This window comes from Rheinheimera sp. WS51, assembly GCF_050936095.1.
In the GTDB taxonomy this organism is placed as follows: Bacteria; Pseudomonadota; Gammaproteobacteria; order Enterobacterales; family Alteromonadaceae; genus Alishewanella.
In genome coordinates this window covers 89,430-114,033 of sequence record NZ_JBOTRC010000001.1, presented here as the reverse complement: position 1 = coordinate 114,033, position 24,604 = coordinate 89,430, and the positions used below count along the sequence as shown (strand labels likewise).

Here is a 24,604-nt window from a genome sequence, read left to right as displayed (position 1 = left end):
CGTTAACTATCAGTAATATGATGATGATAATCCAAGGTAAGGCAAAAGTCGCTGCATGAAACATCGGTTTATTCTGTTTTTTTATTTATTTCTCATGGCAACATGCAACAGGGCATTTGCAGAGCAGTCTGCTGTTAACTTTTGCTATCAGCCGATTTTATTACCAGATACGTTGACGAATTTAGATAGTAATGATCCTGCTATTTATATTAACTCTAATACCGTTGATTTAAACCAAAATCAAACCGCACACTTCAGTGGTCAAGTTGAAATAAGTCATCGCGACACTTTATTAATAGCTCCAAACGCTAGCTATAGCCAGTTGAGACAAAGCTTAACCGCCGATGGCGGCATTGCATATTTTAATTCAAATATGACGGTAAATGGCAGTAGTTTTGAGGCTATTATCGCAAAAGATAGCGCTAAGTTAGACGATGCCCAGTATCAATTTATTAGCCAAGCAGGCCGAGGTTATGCCCAACAGTTGCAAGCCAGCAAACAAAAATTAACCTTACAAAGTGCCCTTTTTACCACTTGTCCCACTGAGGATAATAGCTGGGCATTACATGCCAAAGAAATTAACATAGAGTCTGATGCCGGTTGGGGCGAAGCTCATCATGCCGTTTTTAAGATTAGCGATATACCCATCTTTTATTTACCTTATCTTACTTTCCCAGTAAATGATCAGCGCCGCTCGGGTGTATTACTACCCAAAATAGGCAGCTCACAAAAGGTAGGTTTAGAACTAGAAATACCTTATTATTTTAACCTTGCACCTAATTATGATTTAACCCTGACTCCGCGTTATATGAGCAAGCGTGGTTTACAACTAAAATCGCACTTTCGCTACTTAACCAGCCAAGATAGTGGCAATATTCAATTAGAATATTTACATGATGACAATGAGAAAGCAGATGATTTTGGCCCGCGTTACTTGGGTCATATTAGCCACTTAAGTGATTTCACCCCTAAAATTCGAGCCTATATTGATGTCACTGATGTTAGTGATGATGCTTATTTAAATGATTTAGGCTCAGATTATGCGAACCAAAGTGACACCCAATTACTACGTGAAGCGGCTATTAGTTATTATGGTGAAAATGTTCACTCGCAACTTAAAGTTCAAGGTTTTGAAATTTTAGGTAACTATAACTCCGCATATAGCGCCTTACCAGAATTACAATTAAAGTCTGCTGATCCTATTACCGTGCTGCCTAATCTAAACTTTGCTTGGCAAGCTCAGTATGCCCACTTTATTAATGACACTGCTAATATCACTCGCGCAGATCGTTTACACTTAGAGCCAACATTAGTAATGCCTTTTATCACTCCGGCGTTAGAAATTACTGCCCAAGCAAGTTTGCTATATAGCTATTACCAACAGACGGCTGCTGAAGGTGTTCATGATATCCGTAGCAGTATAAATCGCACCGTACCTAAATTCCGTTTGCATAGCCGGCTTAACTTAGAGCGTGAATATGATTGGTTTGGTCAGCCTGCATTACAAACATTTGAGCCTCAAATACAATATCTTTATATCCCATACCGCAATCAAACTGATATCGGGTTATATGATACTACGCGCTTACAAGATGACTATTATGGCTTATTTAGAGAAAACCGCTATTCAGGTTTAGACCGTATTAACCAAGCAAATCAACTCACCGTCGGTTGGACTTCACGTCTTTATGACAATGCAGATAATGAGTTATTCAGATTTAGTTTAGGCCAAATATTCTTTCTTGAGCAGCCTACAATTACAACAGAAAATGAAGATGAACTTAATTCAACCGAGTCTATGTTAGCCTCTGAGTTAATTTGGCATTGGTACCGTAAATGGTATTTTAGCACTGCTTTACAGTATGATATCGATAGCGAAAAGTTAATTAAGAGTAATGCCTCTTTAGATTACCGCGCCAGTGACAAAAGTTTATTTCAATTGAACCATAGATATAGCCGTGCTGTCTCAGGACTCGAGATCCAGCAGTTAGGCGTTTTAGGCACAACCCCTATTAATGAGAACGTCCAGCTTGTTGCGAGTTACTATCGTGATGTCACAAATCATCGTATGATAGATGCCAGTTTTGGCTTGCAATACGAGTCTTGCTGCTGGGCCGTTCGTCTAATAGCAAAACGGCAAATTATTACCGATTTAGAATTACCTATAGGTAATTTCACTCAGACCAGTAAGCTCGATAGCAGTATCGGTTTACAATTTGTACTTAAAGGCTTTGGCGATAATGCCGGCTTTGGTGTCAGCGATATGTTATCTAATGGCATATTTAGTTATCGCAGACCATATTTACTCACTAATTGATGTAGGATTATATGAAGTTATCTAAAATTATTGGCACAGCCTTATTGTGCTTCGCCAGTGTAAGCATGAACGCACAAGAACGCGAAATTGATCGCATTGCTGCTATCGTTGATAACGGAGTAGTATTACAAAGTGAAGTTACAGAAATAATTGATAGAGTAAAACGTAATGCAGCCGCTCAAGGGCAAACTTTACCATCTGATACTGCGCTTCATACTCAAGCGCTAGAAAGACTAATTATGACCAACCTGCAACTACAACTTGCACAGCGCATGGGCCTGCAAATTAGTGACGCTCAATTAGATGCCACTATTCAAAATATTGCCCAAGATGAAGGCTTATCTTTCGACGCCTTTAGACAAAAAGTCACTAAAGATGAAGGTAATTATGAAGCGTTCCGTCAACGCTTACGCGAAGAAATGATTACCGGTGAAGTTGTTCGTGCCAATGTTCAGCGCCGAATTTACATCAGTCCTAAAGAAGTTGAAACCTTGATGAAAATCATGGAAGAGCAAGGTGCTGTAAATGAGCAATACAATATTGGCCATATTTTAATTTCTATTCCAAATCAAGCAACGAGTGATGATATAAAAGCAGCAAAAGAACGAACTGATAAAGTTTTGGAACTTTTACGAAGCGGCAGTGACTTTAAACGTATTGCCATTGCCTCATCATCTGGCAGTAAAGCTTTAGAAGGTGGTGATTTAGGTTGGATGAATATTAATGAAATGCCAACTTTATTTTCAGAAGCTATTCGCGGTAGAAAGAAAACAGACATTATTGGCCCATTACGTTCAGGTGCAGGTTTTCATGTCCTCACTATTTTTGATATTCGTGGTGAAAATGTGGCTGAAATAGAGGAAATAAAATCTCGTCATATTTTAATTAAACCTTCAATTATTCTTAGTGAAGATAGAGCTCGTTCTATGTTAGCCGAGTTTGCAAGAAAAGTTCGTGCCGGTGAAGCCGATTTTGCCGAGTTAGCAAAAGAACATTCTGAAGATCCTGGCTCAAAATTAAATGGCGGCGATTTAGGCTGGAGCGAGCCTACTATCTTTGTGCCAGCTTTTCGCGACACATTAAAGCGATTGCAGCCCAATGAGATTAGTGAACCATTTCGTACCGAGCATGGTTGGCATATAGCTCAAGTTATAGATAAACGTACTGTTGATGCTACAGCCGATAAAAAAAATGAGCGTATTTATCGAATGTTGTTTAACCGTCGTTTTGCTGAAGAATCGGCTAGCTTCTTACGCGAATTACGCAGTGATGCCCACATTGAAGTAATGTCGGAGGACTAAATGACATTACGGATCGGTATTACACCGGGTGAGCCAGCAGGAATTGGCCCAGATTTAGTGATAGCACTAGCACAACAAAGCTGGCCAGTACAGCTAGTTGTATGTGCTAATGCCGAGTTATTACAACAACGCGCTGAGCAGCTCAAACTGCCTCTGCGTTTAATAGCTTATGATAAAACGGTAGCTGCGACACCACAGGCTGCCGGTAGCTTAACAATTGCGAACTTTGCTTTAGAAGAGCCAGTAATAGCCGGAGAGCTCAATTCAGCAAATGGTCAGTATGTAGTAAATACCCTAACTTATGCCGGAGAAGCGGCCATTAATGGTGAGTTTAGTGCCATTGTCACCGGCCCTGTTCATAAAGGTATAATTAATAAATCAGGTATTCCTTTTAGCGGCCATACTGAATTTTTCGCACACTTATCAAATTCAGCTCATGTTGTTATGATGCTGGCAACCGAAGGACTTAGAGTTGCTTTAGCTACGACTCATATTCCTTTAGCCTATGTAGCTAAAGCCATAACACGTGATCGATTAATTAATGTTACTCGTATTTTACATCACGATTTAAAACATAAGTTTGCGATTAGTGCGCCAAAAATTTATGTTTGTGGATTAAACCCTCATGCTGGGGAAGGTGGCCATTTAGGCCGTGAAGAAATCGATATCATGATCCCAGCTTTAAATGAATTACGCGCAGAAGGCATGAACTTAATTGGGCCACTACCTGCAGATACTTTATTCCAACCCAAATATTTAGATAATGCTGATGCCGTACTCGCCATGTATCATGACCAAGGCCTGCCCGTACTTAAATTTATGGGCTTTGGTAAATCGGTAAACATCAGCTTAGGCTTACCATTAATCCGCACTTCAGTTGATCATGGTACTGCTCTTGATTTAGCTGCTACAGGCAAAGCCGATACCGGCAGTTTATTCCATGCTGTCCATCAAGCCATTCACTTGGCCACTAAAACGAATTTAACTCATGACTGATAATGTACACCAGGGCCATAGAGCCCGTAAACGCTTTGGCCAAAACTTCCTGCACGATCCTCAGGTTATTGATCGCATAGTCAAAGCCATAGCACCAAAACCTAGCGATTTTCTTGTTGAAATAGGGCCAGGATTAGGCGCATTAACTGAACCCGTGGCTGAAACCGCCGGCCACCTAACAGTTATAGAACTTGACCGTGATTTAGCCGAACGCTTACAGCAGCACCCAACCTTAGCGAGTAAGTTAACAATCCATCAAGCCGATGCAATGAAGTTTGATTTTGCTAACCTAGTGCCTGCAGATAAAAAAATGAAAGTATTTGGTAATTTACCTTATAACATTTCAACTCCCTTACTATTTCATTTATTTCAGTATGCTGACCAAATTGAAAATATGCACTTTATGCTGCAAAAAGAAGTGGTTATGCGCATGAGTGCCCGTCATGGGAGCAAAGCCTTTGGCCGACTAAGTGTCATGACGCAGTTTTTTTGCCATGCAATGCCAGTGGTAGAAGTAGGCCCAGGTGCATTTAAACCTGCCCCCAAAGTGGATTCGGCGGTTGTTCGACTAATCCCTAAGCCCATAGCAGAGCGACCTAATGTACCCGCTGAAGTGCTTAATCGAGTTTGTTTGGAAGCCTTTAATCAACGACGTAAAACTTTACGTAACTGCTTTAGCAATATTTCAACTGCAGCAGACTTAGAACAATTAGGCTTAAACCCCGGCTTACGCCCAGAACAATTAGCAGTTGCAGATTTTGTAAAAATAGCACAATGGCTTCATCAGCAGGAGCAAACACAATGAGTTCGCATTATAACGTCCCGGTTGAAGTTGAAACGTTCTATATTGCAGCACAATCTGATCCTGCAGCCGAACGCTATGTTTTTGCTTATACCATTACCATTCGTAATCTAACTAGTGACACCTTAAAGCTGTTACGTCGTTATTGGTTAATAACAGACGCTAATGGTAAAGAAACCGAGGTTAGTGGCGATGGTGTTGTTGGCGAACAACCTGAGTTAGCCCCAGGTAGCAGCTATCGTTATACTAGTGGCGCAGTATTAGAAACCCCCGTAGGCACTATGCAGGGCCACTATGAGATGATTACAGCGAATAAAGAAGCAGTAACAGCCGCTATTCCACTATTTCGTCTTGCTATGCCTAATATTTTAAATTAATGGCCACTTACGTTATTGGTGATTTACAAGGTTGTTTTGAGCCCTTACAACGCTTATTGCAACATATTAATTTTTCAGAAAAACATGACAGCCTATGGTTTTGCGGTGATCTGATAGCCCGTGGCCCACATTCATTAGAGTGTTTAAATTTTATCTATAATCTTGGCGATAAGGCACAAGTTGTGTTAGGCAACCACGACTTACATTTTATTGCCTGCTATTACGGCGTCAGTGAGGTTAAATCCAAAGATAAACTGGACCAATTATTACAAGCGAAAAACCTAGACCAATTAGTGTACTGGCTGCGTCATCAGCCTTTAATACATCTATGCGAGTATCGTAATGCCATGATGGTCCATGCGGGCATAGCGCCTGATTGTCTGCTCGCTGACGCCTTGGTTCTATCGCAAGAGGTACAGCTACAATTACAGCAAAACCCCTTATATTTGCTCCAAAATATGTATGGCAATAAACCGGCTCGCTTGGTTGATGCAAAAAACCAAGAGCAACGTTGGCGGTATATAATTAATGCTTGCACCAGAATGCGCTTTTGTTCGCCATCAGGCGCCTTAGAACTTAAACATAAGGGACATCCTAATAACCACCCTGATTTAATACCTTGGTATGAATTTAAACGAGAAAAAAAGCTACCCCAACTCTTTTTTGGCCACTGGGCAGCTTTAAATGGGTATAGTCCTATAAAAGATATTCATGCCCTTGATACAGGTTGTGTCTGGGGTAACGCTTTGACTGCTTACTGTATTGAGAGTCAAACAAGATATAGTGTGGCAGCAACTGAACAATAGCTGTATATTTACAATATAGAACAAGTTTATGTCGTTAACGGAATGAGCTGTTGTTCATTTATTGGGAGTTATTATGAAGTTAACTGTAGCACTAAGAGTAATAGGCGGTTTTGCAATCACCGCAGCATTACTGCTTATCATAGGAGTAACCTCTTACCTCAGTTTAAATAGGATAAGCCAATCAACTAATGAAGTTAATCAGGTCTCTATTCCCGCACTAGAGCAAAGCGCAATCATGAAAAGTGGCTTTGTTCTTATGAGTAAACTAAATCAATCTGCTTATCATAGTACTAGTCTTACTGATTTGACTGTTTTTAATAATCAGTTTAATGAACAAAAACAAGCCTATGATAAAAGCTATACCACTTTAGTTGGCGCCGTTGCAGGGAATACGCAACTGCAAGCAGCCGCAGATAGCGCACACAAAGTTTATGAAGCTTATATGCCTATCGCAACGCAATTATTTTCTACTCTAAAAGTAAGCCTACAAACCAATACAAGCATCGCCCAGAAAATGTCCGTTTTAGAAGATAACGCAGATAATCTAGCCATGTTAATCTTAGACTTCACCGATGTTAAAGATGTAGAAAACCGCTTCCCTAACGCATATACAGCCGCGACATCTATTGAAACGAGTATTAATACCTTAATTAGCAATGTTGTAGAGCTAAATCGTACAACCTCAACTACTACAGCTGTTACGCTGAGTAATGAAATCAACTTCCGATTTAACGATATTAATAAGCAGTTTGAAACAATGAAATCTGAAACTGCGGGCAAAGTTAGTTTGATTGATGACATTGCTGAAGTAATTAAAAATATTGATGGTTTACTTAATAGCCAAAAAGGTATTCCACAGCTTAAAAGTCAGCTTTTAGCTAATACTGAGAAAGCTACTCAACTTTTAGCGCAAGCAGATGACAAAACGATCATTGCTATGCAGAATCTAGACTTATTATTAAACCAGGCGAGAACGGTTTCTGAAAACATTCAGCAGGCAACAGAGCAAAGCGTATCTAGCGCTATTGTCACCATTTTCGTTGTGGTCTTATTGTCTATTTTATTTTCAATCTTAATTGCTACAGTTACTTTGCGCAGTATTTCTAACCCACTGGCTAAGGTTAATCATATTTTAGGTGTAGTCGCTTCAGGCGATTTAACCCAAAAGCTAGATGATAGCTCGCAAGATGAGTTTGGTACTTTAGCCACTAACTGTAATAAAGTAATCTCTAATTTACAGCAGTTGATTCAAGGTATTATTTCACGCTCAACTCAACTTGCCGCTGCTTCAGAACAAACATCAACGATTACAGTGCAAACAACGCAAGCAATACGTGAGCAAAAATCACAAGTGACTCAAGCTGCTACAGCAACGACTGAAATGAGCAGCACTGCCCAAGGTGTTTTGCAAAGCGCGCATGATGCGGTTAAGGTAATAAAAAATGCTGATAATGAAACGGAGCGCGTAAAAGGAATTTCTTTAGAAAATAAGTCAACTATTTTACAGCTTTCTGTTGAAGTAGAGCAAGCCTCACAAGTTATCAATAAATTACATAAAGACAGCGCCTCTATCGGCAGTATTCTAGATGTAATCCGAAGTATAGCTGATCAAACTAATTTACTGGCCTTAAACGCGGCAATAGAAGCCGCTCGAGCGGGAGAGCACGGCCGGGGCTTTGCAGTGGTAGCTGATGAAGTTCGCTCACTAGCCAGTAAAACACAAGCTTCTACACAAGAAATACAAGCTATGATCCAAGTATTGCAGACCGGTGCCCACGCTGCAGTAGAAGCAATGGAGAAAGGCAAAAAACAAGCAGAGCATTGTGTAAGTAAAACAGAAATTGCTAATACTGCTTTAGAATCAATCACAGCAGCTGTACACTCAGCTCATGATCGTAGCGAACAAATTTCAGATGCCGCTAAAGAGCAAAACCAAGTGTCACATGAAATAAGTCAACTATTAGAATCTATCGTCTCTATTGCCGAAGAAACAGCTTCAGGAGCAGAGCAAACGTCAGAGTCTAGCCATGAAGTGGCACGTTTAGCTGAAGAGCTACGCTTATCAGTAGCAAAATTTAAAGTTTAACTTTAATCGAAAATAAAAAAATCCGCTTATTAGCGGATTTTTTTATTTTAATTACAATTACTGCGCACGTTCTTTTAATACTTCCAGTAAAGCAGAGCCGGCATAACCGTTAGCTTCAGCCCAAGCTATATCGCCTGAGTCAGCAACTAATGATGATGGTAGCTGTTTGATAATAAATTCACCTGCACTTTCTGCATTATTGATAAACGAAAAACGGATCAAACTATCACCATTGCATAAAATTCCCTCATAAACATTACGCAGCCGTAAACGTTGATCACTTAATACTTTTCGCAGCCTATTTTTATCATCTGCAGGAACAATATTAACAATAAGCTGTTGTAGTGGCAAATTAGCAAATTATTGGTTATTGACGCTCTAGTGTAATAAAACAGCAGTTATACGGGTTGTTCTGATCGGCAATAAACTCTTCTTGGCTAATAATATCCCAAGCAGATTCAGCTTGATAATCAGGAAAAAACGCATCACCTTGGGTCTTTAAGTCAATCTGAGTTAAATACAAACGATTGGCAAAAGGTAAAGCTTGCTGGTAAATTTGGCCACCGCCAATAATCATCACTTCCTCTGCAGCACTGAGCAAGCTAAATGCTTGTTCTAAACTACTAACCCAATCTGCACCTTTAGTGTCTGCTGGAGTTTGTCGGCTAATAATAACATTGCGCCGCCCTGGTAAAGGCCTACCTATTGATTCAAATGTTTTTCGACCCATCACCACAGGTTTACCTAAAGTAATTTGTTTAAAATGCTTCAAATCAATAGGCATATGCCATGGCATTTTATTATTTAAACCAATAACGCGGTTATCTGCCATAGCAGCTATCATAGATACTTTCATTGTTAAACCTTAACGCTGGTAAATCACTTCAACGTCATAGTCATCATCATCAAAATCATCATCGTCGTCATCGTCAGCAAAACTTGCCGCTTGTTGCTGATGTGACTCTTCATCATCCCATTTAAAGTTAACAGGATCAGCAACCTGCTCTGCAGATTCTTCTTCTGGCATCGACTCGATATAATCATAAATATCAGCAGCTAAGCGCTGAGTATTAGTACGACTAGCTGCTGCAATCTTGCAAATTGGTCCTTGCCAGTCTAGTGCAGCGACCACTTTTTCTACAATTTCGTCTAATTCTTCATCTAAAACCAAATCAAGCTTATTGAATACTAACCAACGCGGTTTATTCGCTAATTTAGCGCTGTACTTAGCTAATTCTTGTACTATCGTTACAGCATTTTCAGCAGGATCAGAGCCATCAGCAGGTAATACATCAATGACATGCAATAATAAACTACAACGCTCTAAATGCTTTAAAAACTGGATCCCTAAACCTGCACCATCTGCGGCACCTTCGATTAAACCAGGAATGTCAGCTATAACAAATGAACGATGTGATTCAACTCTAACAACACCTAAATTAGGCACTAAAGTTGTAAAAGGATAATCTGCCACTTTTGGTTTAGCAGCTGATACAGAACGAATAAGTGTGGATTTACCCGCATTCGGTAAACCAAGCAGGCCAACATCTGCTAATAAAAGCAACTCTAAGCGTAAGTTACGGATTTCGCCTGGAGTACCATTAGTTTTTTTACGGGGCGCACGATTCGTGCTACTGGCAAATCGGGTATTGCCCAAGCCATGCCAACCACCTTTAGCCACACGTAACTTTTGGCCGTGCACAGTTAAATCACCAATAATTTCATCAGTATCAATATCAACCGCACGAGTACCAACTGGGACTTTTAGAGTCAGATCTGCACCACGTTTACCGGTACAGTTTGTACTACCGCCCTTTTCACCGCTTTCTGCACGATGAAATTTTTCAAATTGATAATCAACTAGCGTATTTAGGTTTTCATCTGCTTGGATGTAAACATCACCACCATCGCCGCCGTCGCCACCATTGGGGCCACCCTTTGAAATAAACTTTTCACGTAAAAAACTAATAATACCGTTACCGCCATTACCGGCTTCAACACGGATTATCGCTTCATCTACAAATTTCATGGGAGTTTCCTGCTTAACGAGGTTAATGAGTTGCTAAATACTAGCTGAACTATAAGTATAACTTAGCTTAGGCTAAAAATGAAAATAACCTAGCTGAAGATGTTTTTTTAATAAAAAACCCCGCACAAGGCGGGGTTTTTTCACAGCGATAAGCTTATTCGCTTACAATGCTGACGAATCTACGGTTGTGCTCGCCTTTCACTTCAAACTTCACTTTACCTTCAGTTAAAGCGAATAAAGTGTGATCTTTACCGATACCAACGTTAGAACCAGCGTGGAACTTAGTTCCGCGTTGACGCACGATGATGCTACCAGCTAAAACCGACTCACCACCAAAACGCTTAACACCTAAGCGTTTAGCTTCTGAATCGCGACCGTTACGAGTGCTACCTACACCTTTCTTACTTGCCATGTGTCGATACTCCTGTTACGCGCTGATGCTGGTGATTTTCACTTCAGTGAACCACTGACGATGGCCCATCTGATTACGTGAATGCTTACGACGGCGGAATTTAACGATTTTAATTTTATCGCCACGGCCATGATTGACCACTTCCGCTACCACTTTACTACCTTCTAATAAAGGTGCACCGATGTTGATTTCTTCGCCATTGGCGATCATCAAAGGTGTAAATTCGATTGTTGCGCCGGTTTCTAAGTCTAGTTTTTCTAGACGTAGAGTTTGACCTTCCGTCACACGGTGCTGTTTACCGCCACTTTGGAAAACCGCGTACATAGTTAACTCCGTACAAAGCACGCCATAGCCATATTAAAGGGGGCGTGTTAATTCAATTCACAGGGCGCGAATTGTACGCAATTTCCTCTAGCGCCGCAAGTAGAAATAAAAAAAAGATCACTTAGTCATTAAAAGGATCGACTTTTACGTTGGGGCTCTGCAAGCAATAGTGTAGAATTGTCGCCATTCTTGGGTTTAAGCAGTTGTTTTTTATGTCTCTTCAACAGATCCAGCAACTTACTGCCTCCGATATGGCAGCAGTGAACCGGCATATTTTTTCACAATTAAATTCCGACGTTGCGTTAATTAATCAATTAGGCATTTATATTGTTAATAGTGGGGGCAAAAGATTACGGCCACTTTTAGCAGTATTAGCTGCAAGAGCTTTAGGCTACCAAGGAGAGAAACACCTCTCTATTGCAGCTATTATTGAATTTATTCATACCTCAACACTGTTACATGATGATGTTGTTGATGAATCGACTTTGCGCCGGGGCAAGCAAACCGCTAATGCCTTGTTTGGCAATCAAGCCAGCGTCTTAGTAGGTGACTTTTTATATAGTCGCTCATTCCAGATGATGGTAGAAATTAATAATATGCGTGTCATGCATATATTAGCTGATGCCACTAATATTATTGCTGAAGGCGAAGTGTTACAGTTAATGAATATTAACGATCCAGACACCACCGAACAAAGCTATATGCAGGTTATATACTGTAAAACCGCTAAATTATTTGAAGCTGCAACCCAACTTGCTGCAGTAATAGCAGATCAACCTAAGCATATTGAACTTAGTATGCAACGCTACGGTATGCACTTAGGCACCGCATTTCAGCTTATTGATGATGTACTAGATTATCAAGCTGACGCTGCTGAACTAGGCAAGAACCTTGGCGATGACTTAGCTGAAGGTAAACCCACTTTACCTTTAATCTACGCTTTACAGCACGGCACAGCTGAACAACAGAGTTTAATAAAAGCCGCTATCACAGAAGGCAATGGTTTAACCCACTTTGATGAAATAATGACAGCTTTAAACGAAACAAAAGCTTTTGAATACACCAGAAAAGTGGCAGAGCAAGAAGCAATGAAAGCGCAGCAAGCCCTTGCTGATATTCCTGACTCTGAATATAAAACTGCTTTACTGGCTTTAGCCGATATAGCGGTATCACGAAACCATTAGGTTTTAATTTATGCAATAAAAAAGGCGCTGAAGCGCCTTTTTATTACAAGCTTAATCTAACTAGATTAGTTATTTTTTACAAAATCTTCGCCAAGCGTAATATCACCTTGTAATGTAGGTAACATATCGTTCATCGCTTTTTGTTCAAATGCACTTAACTCACCGATAGGCAATAGTTTTTCTACACCATTTTTACCTAACACTAATGGTTGAGCAAAGAAACGAGCATGCTCGCCTTCACCTTCAACATAAGCGTATTCTGTAACCGCTTCCCCTTGTAAGCCTTTCATTAATGATAAGCAAAAACGCGCAGCTGCTTGTCCCATAGATAAAGTAGCTGATCCACCACCGGCTTTAGCTTCTACCACTTCAGTACCCGCATTTTGGATACGGTGAGTTAGAGAGCTCACTTCTTCATCAGTGAAACTTACGCCTGCAACTTGAGATAGAAGAGGCAGAATAGTCGTACCACTATGACCACCAATTACTGGTACCTGAACTTCTGTTGGGTTTTTACCTTTTAATTGACCAATAAAGGTTTCAGCACGAATAACATCAAGCGTAGTTACACCAAATAGACGGCGCGGATCGTAAGTACCGGCTTTTTTAAATACATCAGCAGCAATAGCAACAGTGGTATTTACTGGATTAGTAATAATACCTACTAACGCTTTTGGACATTGCTCAACAATGGCTTCCGCTAAGGTTTTAACTACACCCGCATTAATATTAAATAAATCTGAACGGTCCATACCTGGCTTACGAGGCATACCAGCAGGGATCATCACGATATCAGCATCTTTTAATGCCTTGTTTAAATCTTCTTTACCATAGCCTGTTACAGTTACAGCTGTGGGTATATGGCTTAAATCTACTGCCACACCGGGTGTAACAGGAGCCAGATCATATAATGCCAAATCTGTACCCGCAGGTAAGTCTAATTTTAATAGCAAAGATAATGCCTGACCTATACCACCGGCGGCACCTAAAACGGCAACTTTCATGATTCTCTCCAAGTAAGGGTTCTATGAAAACGCGTCAACAATACTGAAGCCGCGCAAAAATTACAATTGACATCAGCCTAAAGTCTAAGCATTTTACCTAAATTTAGTGTACTTTAGCCAACAAAGTTTTTTATTACGCCAATTTAATTACTATGCTGGCTTACTATAGGAGTAATCAAACTGTATGACAAAGCAAGCTAAACAGGAGGCCTTGATCCAAGCTTTTAAAGCGGTGCTTAAAACTGAAGGCTACGGCTCACAAAGCGATATTGTTGATGCATTAAAAAAAGAAGGTTTTGACAACATTAGTCAGTCAAAAATTTCTCGCATGTTGAACAAGTATGGTGCAGTACGCACACGAAATGCTAAAGAAGAAATGGTCTACACCTTACCCGCTGAATTAAGTGTACCAACAACGCGTAGCCCATTAAGGCAACTGGTGCTTGATATAGAACATAACGATGTCATGATCATTGTTCGCACCAGTCCAGGCGCAGCACAGCTTATTGCCCGCTTATTAGACTCCATCGGCAAAGCTGAAGGAGTACTTGGCACTATCGCCGGCGATGATACTATTTTTATTGCCCCGCAAAGTGTGAAAAATATAAATTTTACTCTGCAAAATATAACCGACTTATTTGAAAAGGTATAAGCTAAGCTATAGCTGATGATTAATCGCCAACTCTAAGAAACTAATTGATGGGGCAAAAAATGCGGCGCTACACGCAAACTGACTATAATCTAAAAGTTGATCGCTTGCCCCTGCCGCATTACCACCTAAACGTCGTGTTAATGCATTCACTAACACTTCTGCACAAGCAGCATAACTGACCTCTATATTACCTTGCTGCTTTAACTGTGCAAACGGCATATTTTGCCGTAATACAAGACTATTAGTGTCGGTTTGTTCTGTTAATGCCCAATGACTGACTTCTATCTGCCGTTCATCTGCTAGAACTTTTCCTGTTACCTTATCAATACCCATTACCTGCTCTTGCTCAGCCAGCGTCAGGTGTTGCCATATTTTCAAATCAAAAATAACTTGTTGTACAAACACATAGCTACCAGCGGCAAATAAGGGCTGCTGTTGTTGATCAACTAATGCAACCTGCCGCTTTAAGCGCCCCTTTGGAGGGTTAGGCACATCGACAAAGCCTGTTAAGTTACGACCATCTAAATATCTAAACCCTTGCCATGTATCCTGAATTTCAACATGGCTTTCTAAAAGCTGTAATAGTTGCTGACAAGCTATGTAATTAACATCTTGTCTATCCGATCGAACTTGAATAAACAAATCGATAGGTGCCTCAGCAAGCTCTATATCGGTATGTTGTAAGCTAGGGAATGGTGCCAAGCCTATAGGCCGTGAATCAGGGTATAAACTATCCCAAAAATTACTACCGATGGCAATAACACTGGTTAACATGGCTTCGGAAAAATGATCAGACAAACGCTCAATCAGCGCTGGAACACGTGCTAACTTATGCCGGATCTGTCGCTCATGGCCTTCTAATGCATTTAATAGCAAGTAACTGCCATGTAAGTTAGCTTCGGTACAAATCCCCAATTGTTCGCGAGCCATTTCTATCCTTTTTAAAGTGGCAAATATATAACGATGTCAACAATAGTACTTTCGCCCTTGCTTGTTGTGAGAAATCTCTCACAAAAAGGTGCGCCTTAACCTAATTACGTTGTGGTAACAATTATTCACATTAACTTATCTTATTGTATTTAAAAACAATAATATGTTTAATTGGATTGTTACAATAATATTACCGTATCAGTATCGATAAAAGTAGCCCCATTTTATAGTCAGAATAGTGCATACTATACATGTCGATTGATTGACAACTTAACAAGATGTTAAGTCACAGCAGGACGCTGTAACCGCTAGGATAGCACAAGGATAGAAACTAGGACATGCTCATGGAGAGCGAAACTATTCAATATGGAAAGTTGAATAATTGCAGGAAGCACAGGACACACTTGGATAGTGCACATTGTTAGGATAACAATGTTTAAGGAAAAGAAGGACAGGCAGGAAGCCTTAAAGACACTCCAGGATGGAGACAAGGATGATAGACTAAGGAAAGTCACGCAATGGATGCAGAACAGGCCTTAGGTGAGCGCGTAGTGTGCAGCTCACCTTCCCCTGTGCCTTTGACATCACCTAGCAAAAACCAAATACTTTTTATTCTGCCAACTCAATTATACTTTTCATTTCTTTCATATAACCACGTAAAGTTTTGCCCACTTTTTCAACCGGATGTTGCCTTATAGCTTCATTTACTCCGATTATTTGTAAATTATCTACGCCACTGTCTTCTTGGTTTGAACAGCCAATATAGTCTGGGCTCAAGTCATTGATAAGATCTTTTAATAAAGGCACTGCGGCATGAGAAAATAAATAATTACCATATTCTGCAGTATCTGATATCACCACATTCATTTCATATAAGCGTTTACGCGCTATGGTATTAGCAATAAGCGGCGCTTCATGCAAAGACTCATAATAAGCTGATTCAGCAACTATCCCGGCATCAACCATAGTATCAAAGGCTAACTCTACTCCTGCTTTAACCATAGCAACCAGCAAGAGCCCCTGATCAAAATAGCTTTGCTCAGTAATTTTTGCGTCTGAAACCGGTGCCTGCTCAAAACCACTTTGACGCGTCTGCTCTCGCCAAGTCAGTAAATCTTTATCATTATTCGCCCAGTCGGCCATCATAGTGCGCGAAAAGTCACCACTGATAATATTATCCATATGTTTTTCAAAAAGCGGCCGCAATCTTTGTTTTAACTGCTCTGATAGCTGATAGGCTTTAATTTTTGCCGGATTACTTAACCTATCCATCATATTCGTAATACCGCCATGTTTAAGCGCTTCTGTTACTGTCTCCCAGCCATATTGGATCAGTTTCGCGGCATAGCCTGCATCAACGCCATCGGCTACCATTTTGTCGAATGCCAGAATCGCGCCCGTTTGCAACATGCCACATAAAATGGTTTGCTCACCCATTAAGTCAGACTTTACTTCAGCAATAAACGACGAATGCAGCACGCCAGCCCTATCTCCACCTGTTGCGGCAGCGTAGGCTTTAGCTACTGCTAGGCCTTGCCCCTTAGGATCATTTTCTGGGTGAACTGCGATTAAAGTTGGCACACCAAAACCACGCTTGTACTCTTCTCTTACCTCAGTACCTGGACATTTAGGTGCGACCATTATCACTGTGATATCATCACGAATGTGTTTACCTTCTTCGACAATATTAAACCCATGCGAGTAAGACAGCACCGCACCTTGCTTCATTAAAGGCATAATGGCATCAACCACAGCGCTATGCTGCTTATCAGGTGTTAAGTTTAAAACGAGATCAGCAGTAGGGATCAACTGAGTATAATTGCCTACCTTAAAGTTATTTTCAGTGGCTCTTACATAAGAATCTCGCTTTTGGCTAATAGCCTCATCACGCAAAGCAAAACTAATCGTCAGGCCCGAATCACGCATATTTAAGCCTTGATTTAAGCCTTGGGCACCACAGCCAACAATCACAATATTCCAATTTTTTAACAATTCACAGCCGGCATTAAATTCTTCAGGTTGCATAAAGCGACACTGAGCTAATTGCTGCAACTGTTGTCGCAAGGTTAAGGTATTAAAATAGTTACTCATATTGCCCTCAGTATTCATACTCTAAAATAAGTCGCTAGCGGCTTTACCTATAAGCCTTTCATAGAATGATTTTGATGCTACAGGATGCGTAAAATTGCGTGAAGTGATATATTAACAAGTAAGTATTGCATATTATGAAATACAAATGGATCTACGAAGCGCCCAACTATTTCAGCACTTAGCATCAAGCCTAAGCTTTAGTAAAACCAGTGTACAAATGTATGTCAGCGCCCCAACTCTTACTCGCATTATTCAACGATTAGAACAAGAGCTAGGCTGCAAGCTGTTTTACAGGGATAAACGTTCAGTACAATTAACCGATGCAGGCCGCAGGTTTCAACTATTTGTTCACCGCTGGCTAGAAGAGTGGCATCAACTACAGCTTGATCTACAACTTTCTCGTATAGAGTTAACAGGTGAAATTAAAATATTCTGTACTGTGACCGCTAGCTACAGTCATTTACCGGCAATCTTGGACCGCTTTCGCTTGTTATGCCCCAAAGCGGATATCAAATTAACTACGGGTGATGCCGCTTCGGCAATTGAAAAAGTAAAAAACGGTGAAGTAGATATTGCCTTAGCAGCACAGCCTACTGTATTACCAGCGAATCTGGCCTTTCGCAGTATTGCCAAGCTACCTGTTTATTTAATAGCGCCAACAATACCATGTCGGGTTAACGACTTATTAAATCAAAACCCTATACCTTGGCAAGATATCCCAATGATATTACCCGAACATGGCCCAGCAAGGCAGCGCTTAGATGCGTGGTTAAATCATGCCGGCATTAAAGCTAAAGTGATAGCTAAAGTCGATGGCCATGAAGCCATGGTTTCAATGGTAGCATTAGGAGGGGCAATTTCCTTGGCTGCTCAACCAGTTATTCAACATAGCCCAGTGCGAGATAGAGTAAAAAAAATAGCCATCGACTACGAATTTGAGCAATTTGATTTAGGGGTCTGTATGCTAGCAAAGCGGCTCAATGAGCCGCTTATTCAAGCCTTTTGGCAAGTCGCTATTGCTAAAAATGAATAACTGAATCTAAGCTTTGCTGAGTGCAACTCAACAAAGCTTACTTATTTAACTACTCTAAGATGAGAGCCTTTTTTCGGCTTAGGTGGCTCTGGTGGTGTGCTGTCATCTTCAAGGTTGTTGCTAAATATCTCAGCCTCATCCTCTTCTTCTTCAAGCGTAAATACTGTACCTGCACCATTCTCTTTGGCGTATATCGCTAGCACAGCTTGTGTTGGAATATATATTGAAAACGGTTGACCACCAAATCGCGCATTAAAAGTTATCGCATCATTACCTAGTTGCATATTAGCAATGGCAGAAGGCAAAACATTCAACACAATTTGGCCGTTTTGAATAAACTGCACCGGTACTTTAACCCCCGCTGCAACCGCATCTACAACCAAATAAGGTGTACAGTCATTATCGACTATCCATTCATAAAACGCTCTTAACAAATAAGGGCGATTTGCAGTCATTTTCATTACAGCTTCATACCTCGACGGATTTCACGCTCAACTTCAGTTAAAGAAGCTTGAAACGCATCACGTTCAAATAAACGTGTCATATAGATTTTTAGCTCTTTGCTACCAGGGCCTGTTAGATCAATGCCTAATAGTGGTAAACGCCATAGTAGCGCAGCCATATAGCAGTCAACTAAGCTAAACTCTTCGCTCATAAAAAATGGCGCTTCATTAAATAAAGGAGCTATAGATAACAACCCTTCTCTTAGTTCTTGCCGAGCAATATCAGCATGTTCATCATTATTTAAAATTTTGAACGCTTGTTGATACCAATCTTTTTGGATCCGGTGCATCATTAAACGGGCTTGGCCACGTGCAACGGGATAAACTGGCATTAATGGTGGATGTGGAAAACGCTCATCCAAATATTCCATAATAATACTAGCTTCATATAATGCTAACTCACGATCTAATAAAGTGGGTAAGCTACCGTAGGGATTAACCTCGTATAAATCTTCTGGTAGATTGTCAGCAGCTACCTGAAGAATATCAACGGTGACGCCTTTTTCAGCTAACACAATACGCACCTGATGGCTGTACATATCATCAGCCGACGAAAAAAGTGTCATCACAGGGCGTTTATTGGCAGTGATCGCCATGTATCCTCCAGTAAAATAAATAAACGGCAAAGGGGCACAAGGCCCCTATTCACATAAACTAATTGCAATAACTAGTTAATGTACATCTTTCCAATATTCTTTCTTCAACAAATAAGCAAAGATGAAGAAGATAAATAGGAAAACCAACACCTTAATACCGAGCGCTTGTGACTCTAATTTAGTGGGTTCTCCTACATATTCCATATAGTTTACCAGATCTGCAATAGTTTGGTCATATTCTTCGCTATTTAACTCGCCAGTGCCATCGGTTTTCAAACCAACATAGACTTGCTTTTCTTCACCATCAACTAAACGCGTTTCATAGGCTTTATATGGCATTCCTTGTAAGCTCTGTAAAACATGCGGCATACCTACTAAAGGAAATACCGTATTATTTACACCGAACGGACGGCTTGGATCAGCATAAAAGCTGCGTAAATAGGTATATAACCAATCTGGACCACGAACACGAGCCACGTTAGTTAAATCTGGTGGCGCAGCACCAAACCATTTTTCAGCATCTTTAGGTAACATTGTATTTGTTATATGGTCACCTACTTTTTCACCGGTAAACATTAGATTTTCCATACCAACATCTTCAGGAATATCTAAGTCACGAAAAGTGCGAGCATAACGTTGATACTGCATTTGGTGACAACCTAAACAATAGTTTTGGAATGTTCTAGCACCACGTTGTAAAGACTCTGTATCACTTAAATCAATCGGCGCTTTATCTAAGTGCACTGAGCCACTAGCTGCAAGCGCTGCTGATGAGGCAAATAATGCTATTACAGATAATAAGGTTTTAATCATCAGCCAATCCTCTCTGGTAACGGTTTAGTACGCTCATTTTTACTGTAGAACCAAAGTAAAATAAAGAAACCAAAATAACTTAATGAGAAGATACGAGCCAATATTGTATAGGTTGGCGTAGCGGGTAACACACCTAATACACCTAACGCTACAAAACTAACACAGAAGATAACTAGGTTAACCTTGTGCAAGCCACAACGGTAACGCATTGAACGAACCTTACCACGATCTATCCAAGGTAAAAGTGCTAACGCAATAATAGCAAGGAACATAAATACGGCGCCTAATAATTGATCAGGTACGGCACGTAAAATCGCATAGAAGGGCGTAAAGTACCAAACCGGTGCAATATGCTCAGGCGTTTTCATCGGGTTTGCTGCTTCAAAGTTTGGTGGCTCAAGGAAGAATCCACCGCCTTCTGGTACAAAGAAAATTACCCAGGCAAATAGAATTAAGAACCCAGCAACACCGACTAAATCTTTTACCGTGTAATACGGATGGAATGGGATAGCATCAACGATAATTTTTTTACCACCTTTAGTGTAATATTGGTGGAAAGTAAATTTTTTATCAGCTTCAGTTTGTTTAACACTGCCGTCGTTTTCACGTTTAATTTCAATACCGTCAGGGTTATTTGAACCCACTTCATGTAAAGCCATTAAGTGTAAAAACACGAGAATGACTAAAACTAAAGGTAACGCGATAACATGTAGCGCAAAGAAGCGGTTTAAGGTTGCTCCTGAGATAACATAGTCACCCCGGATCCATAAAGTTAAATCTTCACCTATCCCAGGAATAACCCCGAATATTGAGATAATAACTTGCGCACCCCAGAAAGACATTTGGCCCCAAGGAAGCATATAGCCCATAAAGGCTTCAGCCATTAATACTAAGAAAATTAACATACCGAAAATCCACAGTAATTCACGTGGTTTTTGATATGAGCCATACATCATGCCGCGAAGCATATGTAGATAAACAACGATAAAGAATGCTGAAGCACCGGTTGAATGCATGTAACGAAGCAACCAGCCATAATCAACATCTCTCATGATGTATTCTATAGATTTAAAAGCACCATCAGCTGTTGGTACATAGTTCATTGTTAGCCAAACGCCAGTCAGGATTTGGTTAACTAAAATCAACATAGCTAACGAGCCAAAAAAGTACCAAAAGTTAAAGTTTTTTGGTGCAGGGTACTGGGTAACGTGCAAGTTCATTTTTTCCATGAACGGCATACGGTACTCAATCCACTCCATGATATTTTTAAACATTAGACGCTCCCCTCATCTTCACCAATTAATAACGTATTATCATCGAGGAACATATAAGGTGGTACTTGAAGGTTTTTCGGTGCTGGAACACCGGAGAAAACACGGCCAGCCAAGTCATATGTTGAGCCATGGCAAGGACAGAAAAAGCCGGCATTTACACCTTGAACATGAGCTGAGAACTCAGTTGGAATATAAGTTGGTGAGCAGCCTAAATGAGTACAAATACCAACGGCAACAAAGATTTCTGGTTTTTTAGAGCGATGAATATTCTGGGCATAAGCAGGCTGCTGATCAACTTCTGATTCAGGATCTGCTAATTGATTGTTTATACTAGGCAGTTGCTCTAATAACTCGGGGCTGCGCTTAACAACCCATACTGGTTTACCTCGCCACTCTACACGAATTAGTTGACCTACTTCCAGCTTGCTAATATCAGCTGTCACGGCAGCACCAGCTTGTTTAGCTCGCTCACTGGGGTTCCAAGACGCAATAAAGGGTACGGCAACACCGACAGCTCCAACACCCCCTACCACTGAGGTTGCAATGGTCAGGAAGCGACGGCGACCTTGATCTACGGGCGCATTGCTCATCCACTCATCTCCAGGTTAACGCTTAAAAACTATTTAAGCATTTCTATAAGTTTAAAAAATATTGCTGATCATAATGAAAAGCCTTGCTTTACACAAGGATTAAGGCAGCCTGAATCGGAATTATCTCACTGCTTAGCCTTACATAATAGTTGATTTCACTTTGTTTTTGCAGACTAACAGCAGTTTTTTTGATAAAAAAACCCGGCAAATAAAGCCGGGTTTTTGAATTCTGCAAAAACGATTAACGTTTTGAGAATTGTGGACGCTTACGTGCTTTACGTAGACCCACTTTCTTACGCTCAACTTGACGAGCATCACGTGTAACGAAGCCAGCTTTACGTAAGGCTGGACGTAATGTTTCATCAAATTCCATCAATGCACGGGTAATACCGTGACGGATAGCGCCTGCTTGACCGCTGATACCACCACCTTTAACAGTGATGTAAAGGTCAAACTTTTCAAGCATATCAACTAACTCTAACGGTTGCTTAACGATCATACATGCCGTTTCGCGACCGAAATATTCAGTTAATGCGCGCTGGTTGATAGTGATTTTACCTGAACCTGCTTTGATAAATACACGGGCCGTTGAGCTTTTACGACGACCAGTTCCGTAATATTGATTCTGTGCCATGATATGCTCCGATTAAATATCTAATACTTGCGGTTGCTGAGCAGCATGTTGATGCTCTGGACCGGCGTAAACTTTTAACTTACGGAACATAGCGCGGCCTAATGGACCTTTTGGTAACATGCCTTTGATAGCAAGTTCCAATACCATTTCAGGTTTTTTCGCGATCAATTTCTCGAAACTGATTTCCTTGATGCCACCTGGAAACCCAGAGTGCGAGTAGTACATTTTGTTTAATGCTTTATTACCAGTTACAGCCACTTTCTCAGCATTAATAACGATGATGTAATCACCAGTATCAACGTGCGGTGTGTATTCTGGTTTATGCTTACCACGTAAACGGGCAGCGATTTCAGTTGAGATACGACCCAGCGTTTTGTTTGTCGCGTCAACTATATACCAGTCGCGAGTTACGCTTTCTGGTTTTGCAGTAAAAGTTTTCATTTAACTCTATCCAAATATAAACATAGTTACACCTGATACAGTGCAGGGCTATTGCATTCTGTATCGTAAGCGTACCCCTTCGAGTACATCACTACCGGGCTAACGGCAGTACAAGGCTGTAACGTAGGCCGGGCGCGGATTATATATTAACCAATTTTAAAAATCAGCATTCTTAGCATAAATTTTCTATATTAATGCTATTTTTTTATGCTAAATGCTGTTTTGCTAAATATTCGTGCGATTGCATCTCTTGTAGCCGGCTAATACAACGCTTAAATTCAAAATTTAAGATACCATCTTGATATAAGCTCTCTAACGCCAACTCGGCAGACATTATAAGTTTTACTTGTCGTTCGTAAAACTCGTCTACCATAGCAATAAAGCGTCTAGCTACATCGTCATTCTGTCGGCCCATCTGCTTCACATTCGACACTAACACCGTATGATAACAACGGCTTAGTTCCATATAGTCATACTGACTTCTCGCTGTTTCACAAAGTTCAGAGAAATTGAACCAAATTACACCATCGGCTTCAGCTTTGGCTTGCAATTGACGGTTAGCAACATCAACTTGCACCTGATATCGTTGCGGCTCGGTTGATAAGGCTAAAAAATACTGTTTTAAATTTGCTTCTGCCTGCTGATTAGCTGGATAGTGATAGATATTAGCTTGCTCTAAGGTACGTAAGCGATAGTCAATGCCGCTATCAACATTAACAATTTGTGTGTGCTTATTAATTAGTGCTATAGCAGGCAAAAAACGAGCTCGCTGCAAACCATTGCGATACAAACCATCAGGTTCAATATTAGAAGTGGCAACTAAGGTAATACCACGGGCAAATAGCGCCTGCAGTAAAGTCCCTAAGATCATCGCATCCGTGATATCTGAAACAAAAAACTCATCAAAACACAGAATGTCGGCTTCTTGTTTAAAAGTATCTGCCACTTTTTCTAAAGGATCACTTTGACCGGCATAATTTTTCAATTCTTGATGCACTCTGTGCATAAATCGATGAAAATGAATGCGTAACTTACGTTTAGTCGGTAGACTTTGGTAGAATGTATCTACTAAATAGGTTTTACCGCGGCCAACACCGCCCCAAAAATATAGGCCAAGTAATGGCTCACTGGGTTTTGATTTACTAATAAACCGCTGCCACCAAGAAGGTGTATCTAGGCGACTATTGCAATAATCATCATATAAACGTTGCAGTTGCTTAACGGCATATTCTTGAGAGGCATCGTATTGAAAATCGTCTCGTGTTAAGTCTTGTTGATACTTTTCTATTGGTGTCATTGAAATCTTGCTTGAAAGCTAATGGTTTTAACCCTAAATTCAGATTTCAATTGTAACATGCCTTACCACTAGGGATAAGAAGTTGGGTTACACTAAGTAAAAGAAATTACTT

General features: G+C 40.5%; 26 protein-coding genes. 10 read left to right on the top strand and 16 right to left on the bottom strand.

Translation table 11 applies throughout. The annotated features are described in order from the left end of the window. Positions 1-55 precede the first annotated feature (55 nt). The 7 genes from lptD (at position 56) to ACRCA4_RS00600 (ending at position 8,685) form a co-directional block, all read left to right on the top strand. A complete protein-coding gene (lptD, locus tag ACRCA4_RS00630) occupies positions 56-2,317 on the top strand; it encodes an LPS assembly protein LptD (RefSeq protein ID WP_433182681.1) in 2,262 nt (753 codons plus the stop codon). 11 nt (positions 2,318-2,328) lie between these two features. Continuing rightward, the gene (gene surA, locus ACRCA4_RS00625) at positions 2,329-3,618 is read left to right on the top strand and encodes a peptidylprolyl isomerase SurA (protein WP_433182678.1); all 1,290 of its coding nucleotides are present in this window, start codon (positions 2,329-2,331) and stop codon (positions 3,616-3,618) included. Further along, positions 3,619-4,614: a 4-hydroxythreonine-4-phosphate dehydrogenase PdxA gene (gene pdxA / locus ACRCA4_RS00620; protein WP_433182675.1), complete on the top strand. Its 996-nt coding sequence runs from the start codon at positions 3,619-3,621 to the stop codon at positions 4,612-4,614. Further along, a complete protein-coding gene (rsmA, locus tag ACRCA4_RS00615) occupies positions 4,607-5,419 on the top strand; it encodes a 16S rRNA (adenine(1518)-N(6)/adenine(1519)-N(6))-dimethyltransferase RsmA (protein ID WP_433182672.1) in 813 nt (270 codons plus the stop codon). Before pdxA ends, rsmA begins: the two co-directional genes overlap by 8 nt. Then, positions 5,416-5,793 (top strand): Co2+/Mg2+ efflux protein ApaG, encoded by a 378-nt coding sequence (gene apaG, locus ACRCA4_RS00610; protein WP_433182669.1) that lies wholly within the window; start codon positions 5,416-5,418, stop codon positions 5,791-5,793. Before rsmA ends, apaG begins: the two co-directional genes overlap by 4 nt. Further along, a complete protein-coding gene (locus tag ACRCA4_RS00605) occupies positions 5,793-6,599 on the top strand; it encodes a symmetrical bis(5'-nucleosyl)-tetraphosphatase (RefSeq protein ID WP_433182666.1) in 807 nt (268 codons plus the stop codon). Before apaG ends, ACRCA4_RS00605 begins: the two co-directional genes overlap by 1 nt. A 73-nt stretch (positions 6,600-6,672) precedes the next feature. After that, entirely contained in the window at positions 6,673-8,685 is a 2,013-nt protein-coding gene (locus tag ACRCA4_RS00600) for a HAMP domain-containing methyl-accepting chemotaxis protein (protein ID WP_433182664.1), read from the top strand. Between the two features lie 57 nt (positions 8,686-8,742). Here the strand turns inward: ACRCA4_RS00600 and ACRCA4_RS00595 are convergent, their stop codons facing one another. The 5 genes from ACRCA4_RS00595 to rplU all read right to left on the bottom strand — a co-directional run bounded on the left by ACRCA4_RS00595 (position 8,743) and on the right by rplU (position 11,450). Next, complete coding sequence (locus ACRCA4_RS00595) at positions 8,743-9,036, bottom strand: DUF3718 domain-containing protein (RefSeq protein WP_433182661.1); 294 nt, start codon at positions 9,034-9,036, stop codon at positions 8,743-8,745. 16 nt (positions 9,037-9,052) lie between these two features. After that, the gene (gene folA, locus ACRCA4_RS00590; protein ID WP_433182659.1) at positions 9,053-9,541 is read right to left on the bottom strand and encodes a type 3 dihydrofolate reductase; all 489 of its coding nucleotides are present in this window, start codon (positions 9,539-9,541) and stop codon (positions 9,053-9,055) included. A gap of 9 nt (positions 9,542-9,550) precedes the next feature. Beyond that, positions 9,551-10,714, bottom strand: a complete 1,164-nt coding sequence (gene cgtA, locus ACRCA4_RS00585) for an Obg family GTPase CgtA (protein WP_433182656.1) — start codon at positions 10,712-10,714, stop codon at positions 9,551-9,553. 154 nt (positions 10,715-10,868) lie between these two features. Further along, positions 10,869-11,126, bottom strand: coding sequence for a 50S ribosomal protein L27 (rpmA, locus tag ACRCA4_RS00580; protein ID WP_313910251.1), 258 nt, complete (start codon positions 11,124-11,126; stop codon positions 10,869-10,871). A 15-nt stretch (positions 11,127-11,141) separates the two neighbouring features. Continuing rightward, the gene (gene rplU / locus ACRCA4_RS00575; protein WP_313910252.1) at positions 11,142-11,450 is read right to left on the bottom strand and encodes a 50S ribosomal protein L21; all 309 of its coding nucleotides are present in this window, start codon (positions 11,448-11,450) and stop codon (positions 11,142-11,144) included. A 212-nt stretch (positions 11,451-11,662) separates the two neighbouring features. On the opposite strand from rplU, the gene ispB reads away from it, so the two are divergent. Further along, positions 11,663-12,634: an octaprenyl diphosphate synthase gene (ispB, locus tag ACRCA4_RS00570; RefSeq protein WP_433182652.1), complete on the top strand. Its 972-nt coding sequence runs from the start codon at positions 11,663-11,665 to the stop codon at positions 12,632-12,634. A 65-nt stretch (positions 12,635-12,699) separates the two neighbouring features. On the opposite strand, the gene mdh is transcribed toward ispB, so the two are convergent. After that, positions 12,700-13,638: a malate dehydrogenase gene (gene mdh, locus ACRCA4_RS00565; protein WP_433182649.1), complete on the bottom strand. Its 939-nt coding sequence runs from the start codon at positions 13,636-13,638 to the stop codon at positions 12,700-12,702. Positions 13,639-13,822: 184 nt separating this feature from the next. Here mdh and argR point away from each other — a divergent pair, with 184 nt between their 5' ends. After that, positions 13,823-14,290: a transcriptional regulator ArgR gene (argR, locus tag ACRCA4_RS00560; RefSeq protein ID WP_433182646.1), complete on the top strand. Its 468-nt coding sequence runs from the start codon at positions 13,823-13,825 to the stop codon at positions 14,288-14,290. Positions 14,291-14,296: 6 nt separating this feature from the next. Here the strand turns inward: argR and ACRCA4_RS00555 are convergent, their stop codons facing one another. Then, entirely contained in the window at positions 14,297-15,220 is a 924-nt protein-coding gene (locus ACRCA4_RS00555; protein WP_433182643.1) for a Dyp-type peroxidase, read from the bottom strand. 609 nt (positions 15,221-15,829) lie between these two features. Continuing rightward, a complete protein-coding gene (ilvC, locus tag ACRCA4_RS00550; protein WP_433182640.1) occupies positions 15,830-17,311 on the bottom strand; it encodes a ketol-acid reductoisomerase in 1,482 nt (493 codons plus the stop codon). A 145-nt stretch (positions 17,312-17,456) separates the two neighbouring features. Between ilvC and ilvY the strand changes: the two genes are divergently transcribed. Further along, on the top strand, positions 17,457-18,344 hold the full coding sequence (gene ilvY, locus ACRCA4_RS00545; protein WP_433182637.1) for an HTH-type transcriptional activator IlvY: 888 nt from the start codon (positions 17,457-17,459) through the stop codon (positions 18,342-18,344). A gap of 41 nt (positions 18,345-18,385) precedes the next feature. Here ilvY and ACRCA4_RS00540 read toward each other — a convergent pair whose 3' ends face one another. The 8 genes from ACRCA4_RS00540 to zapE form a co-directional block, all read right to left on the bottom strand. Then, positions 18,386-18,805 (bottom strand): ClpXP protease specificity-enhancing factor, encoded by a 420-nt coding sequence (locus ACRCA4_RS00540; RefSeq protein ID WP_433182634.1) that lies wholly within the window; start codon positions 18,803-18,805, stop codon positions 18,386-18,388. Further along, positions 18,805-19,443 carry a stringent starvation protein SspA gene (gene sspA, locus ACRCA4_RS00535; protein ID WP_433182631.1) on the bottom strand — a complete coding sequence of 213 codons (639 nt, stop codon included), beginning with the start codon at positions 19,441-19,443 and terminating at the stop codon, positions 18,805-18,807. Before sspA ends, ACRCA4_RS00540 begins: the two co-directional genes overlap by 1 nt. Before the next feature lie 75 nt (positions 19,444-19,518). Next, complete coding sequence (locus ACRCA4_RS00530; RefSeq protein WP_433182628.1) at positions 19,519-20,256, bottom strand: cytochrome c1; 738 nt, start codon at positions 20,254-20,256, stop codon at positions 19,519-19,521. Further along, complete coding sequence (locus tag ACRCA4_RS00525) at positions 20,256-21,530, bottom strand: cytochrome b (RefSeq protein WP_433182626.1); 1,275 nt, start codon at positions 21,528-21,530, stop codon at positions 20,256-20,258. The genes ACRCA4_RS00530 and ACRCA4_RS00525 overlap by 1 nt, the downstream gene beginning before the upstream one ends. Beyond that, positions 21,530-22,120: a ubiquinol-cytochrome c reductase iron-sulfur subunit gene (petA, locus tag ACRCA4_RS00520; protein WP_433182624.1), complete on the bottom strand. Its 591-nt coding sequence runs from the start codon at positions 22,118-22,120 to the stop codon at positions 21,530-21,532. Before petA ends, ACRCA4_RS00525 begins: the two co-directional genes overlap by 1 nt. A gap of 241 nt (positions 22,121-22,361) precedes the next feature. Continuing rightward, positions 22,362-22,754, bottom strand: a complete 393-nt coding sequence (gene rpsI, locus ACRCA4_RS00515; protein ID WP_433182621.1) for a 30S ribosomal protein S9 — start codon at positions 22,752-22,754, stop codon at positions 22,362-22,364. A 12-nt stretch (positions 22,755-22,766) separates the two neighbouring features. Then, the gene (gene rplM, locus ACRCA4_RS00510; protein WP_433182618.1) at positions 22,767-23,195 is read right to left on the bottom strand and encodes a 50S ribosomal protein L13; all 429 of its coding nucleotides are present in this window, start codon (positions 23,193-23,195) and stop codon (positions 22,767-22,769) included. A 205-nt stretch (positions 23,196-23,400) separates the two neighbouring features. Further along, entirely contained in the window at positions 23,401-24,492 is a 1,092-nt protein-coding gene (gene zapE / locus ACRCA4_RS00505; RefSeq protein WP_433182615.1) for a cell division protein ZapE, read from the bottom strand. Positions 24,493-24,604 lie beyond the last annotated feature (112 nt).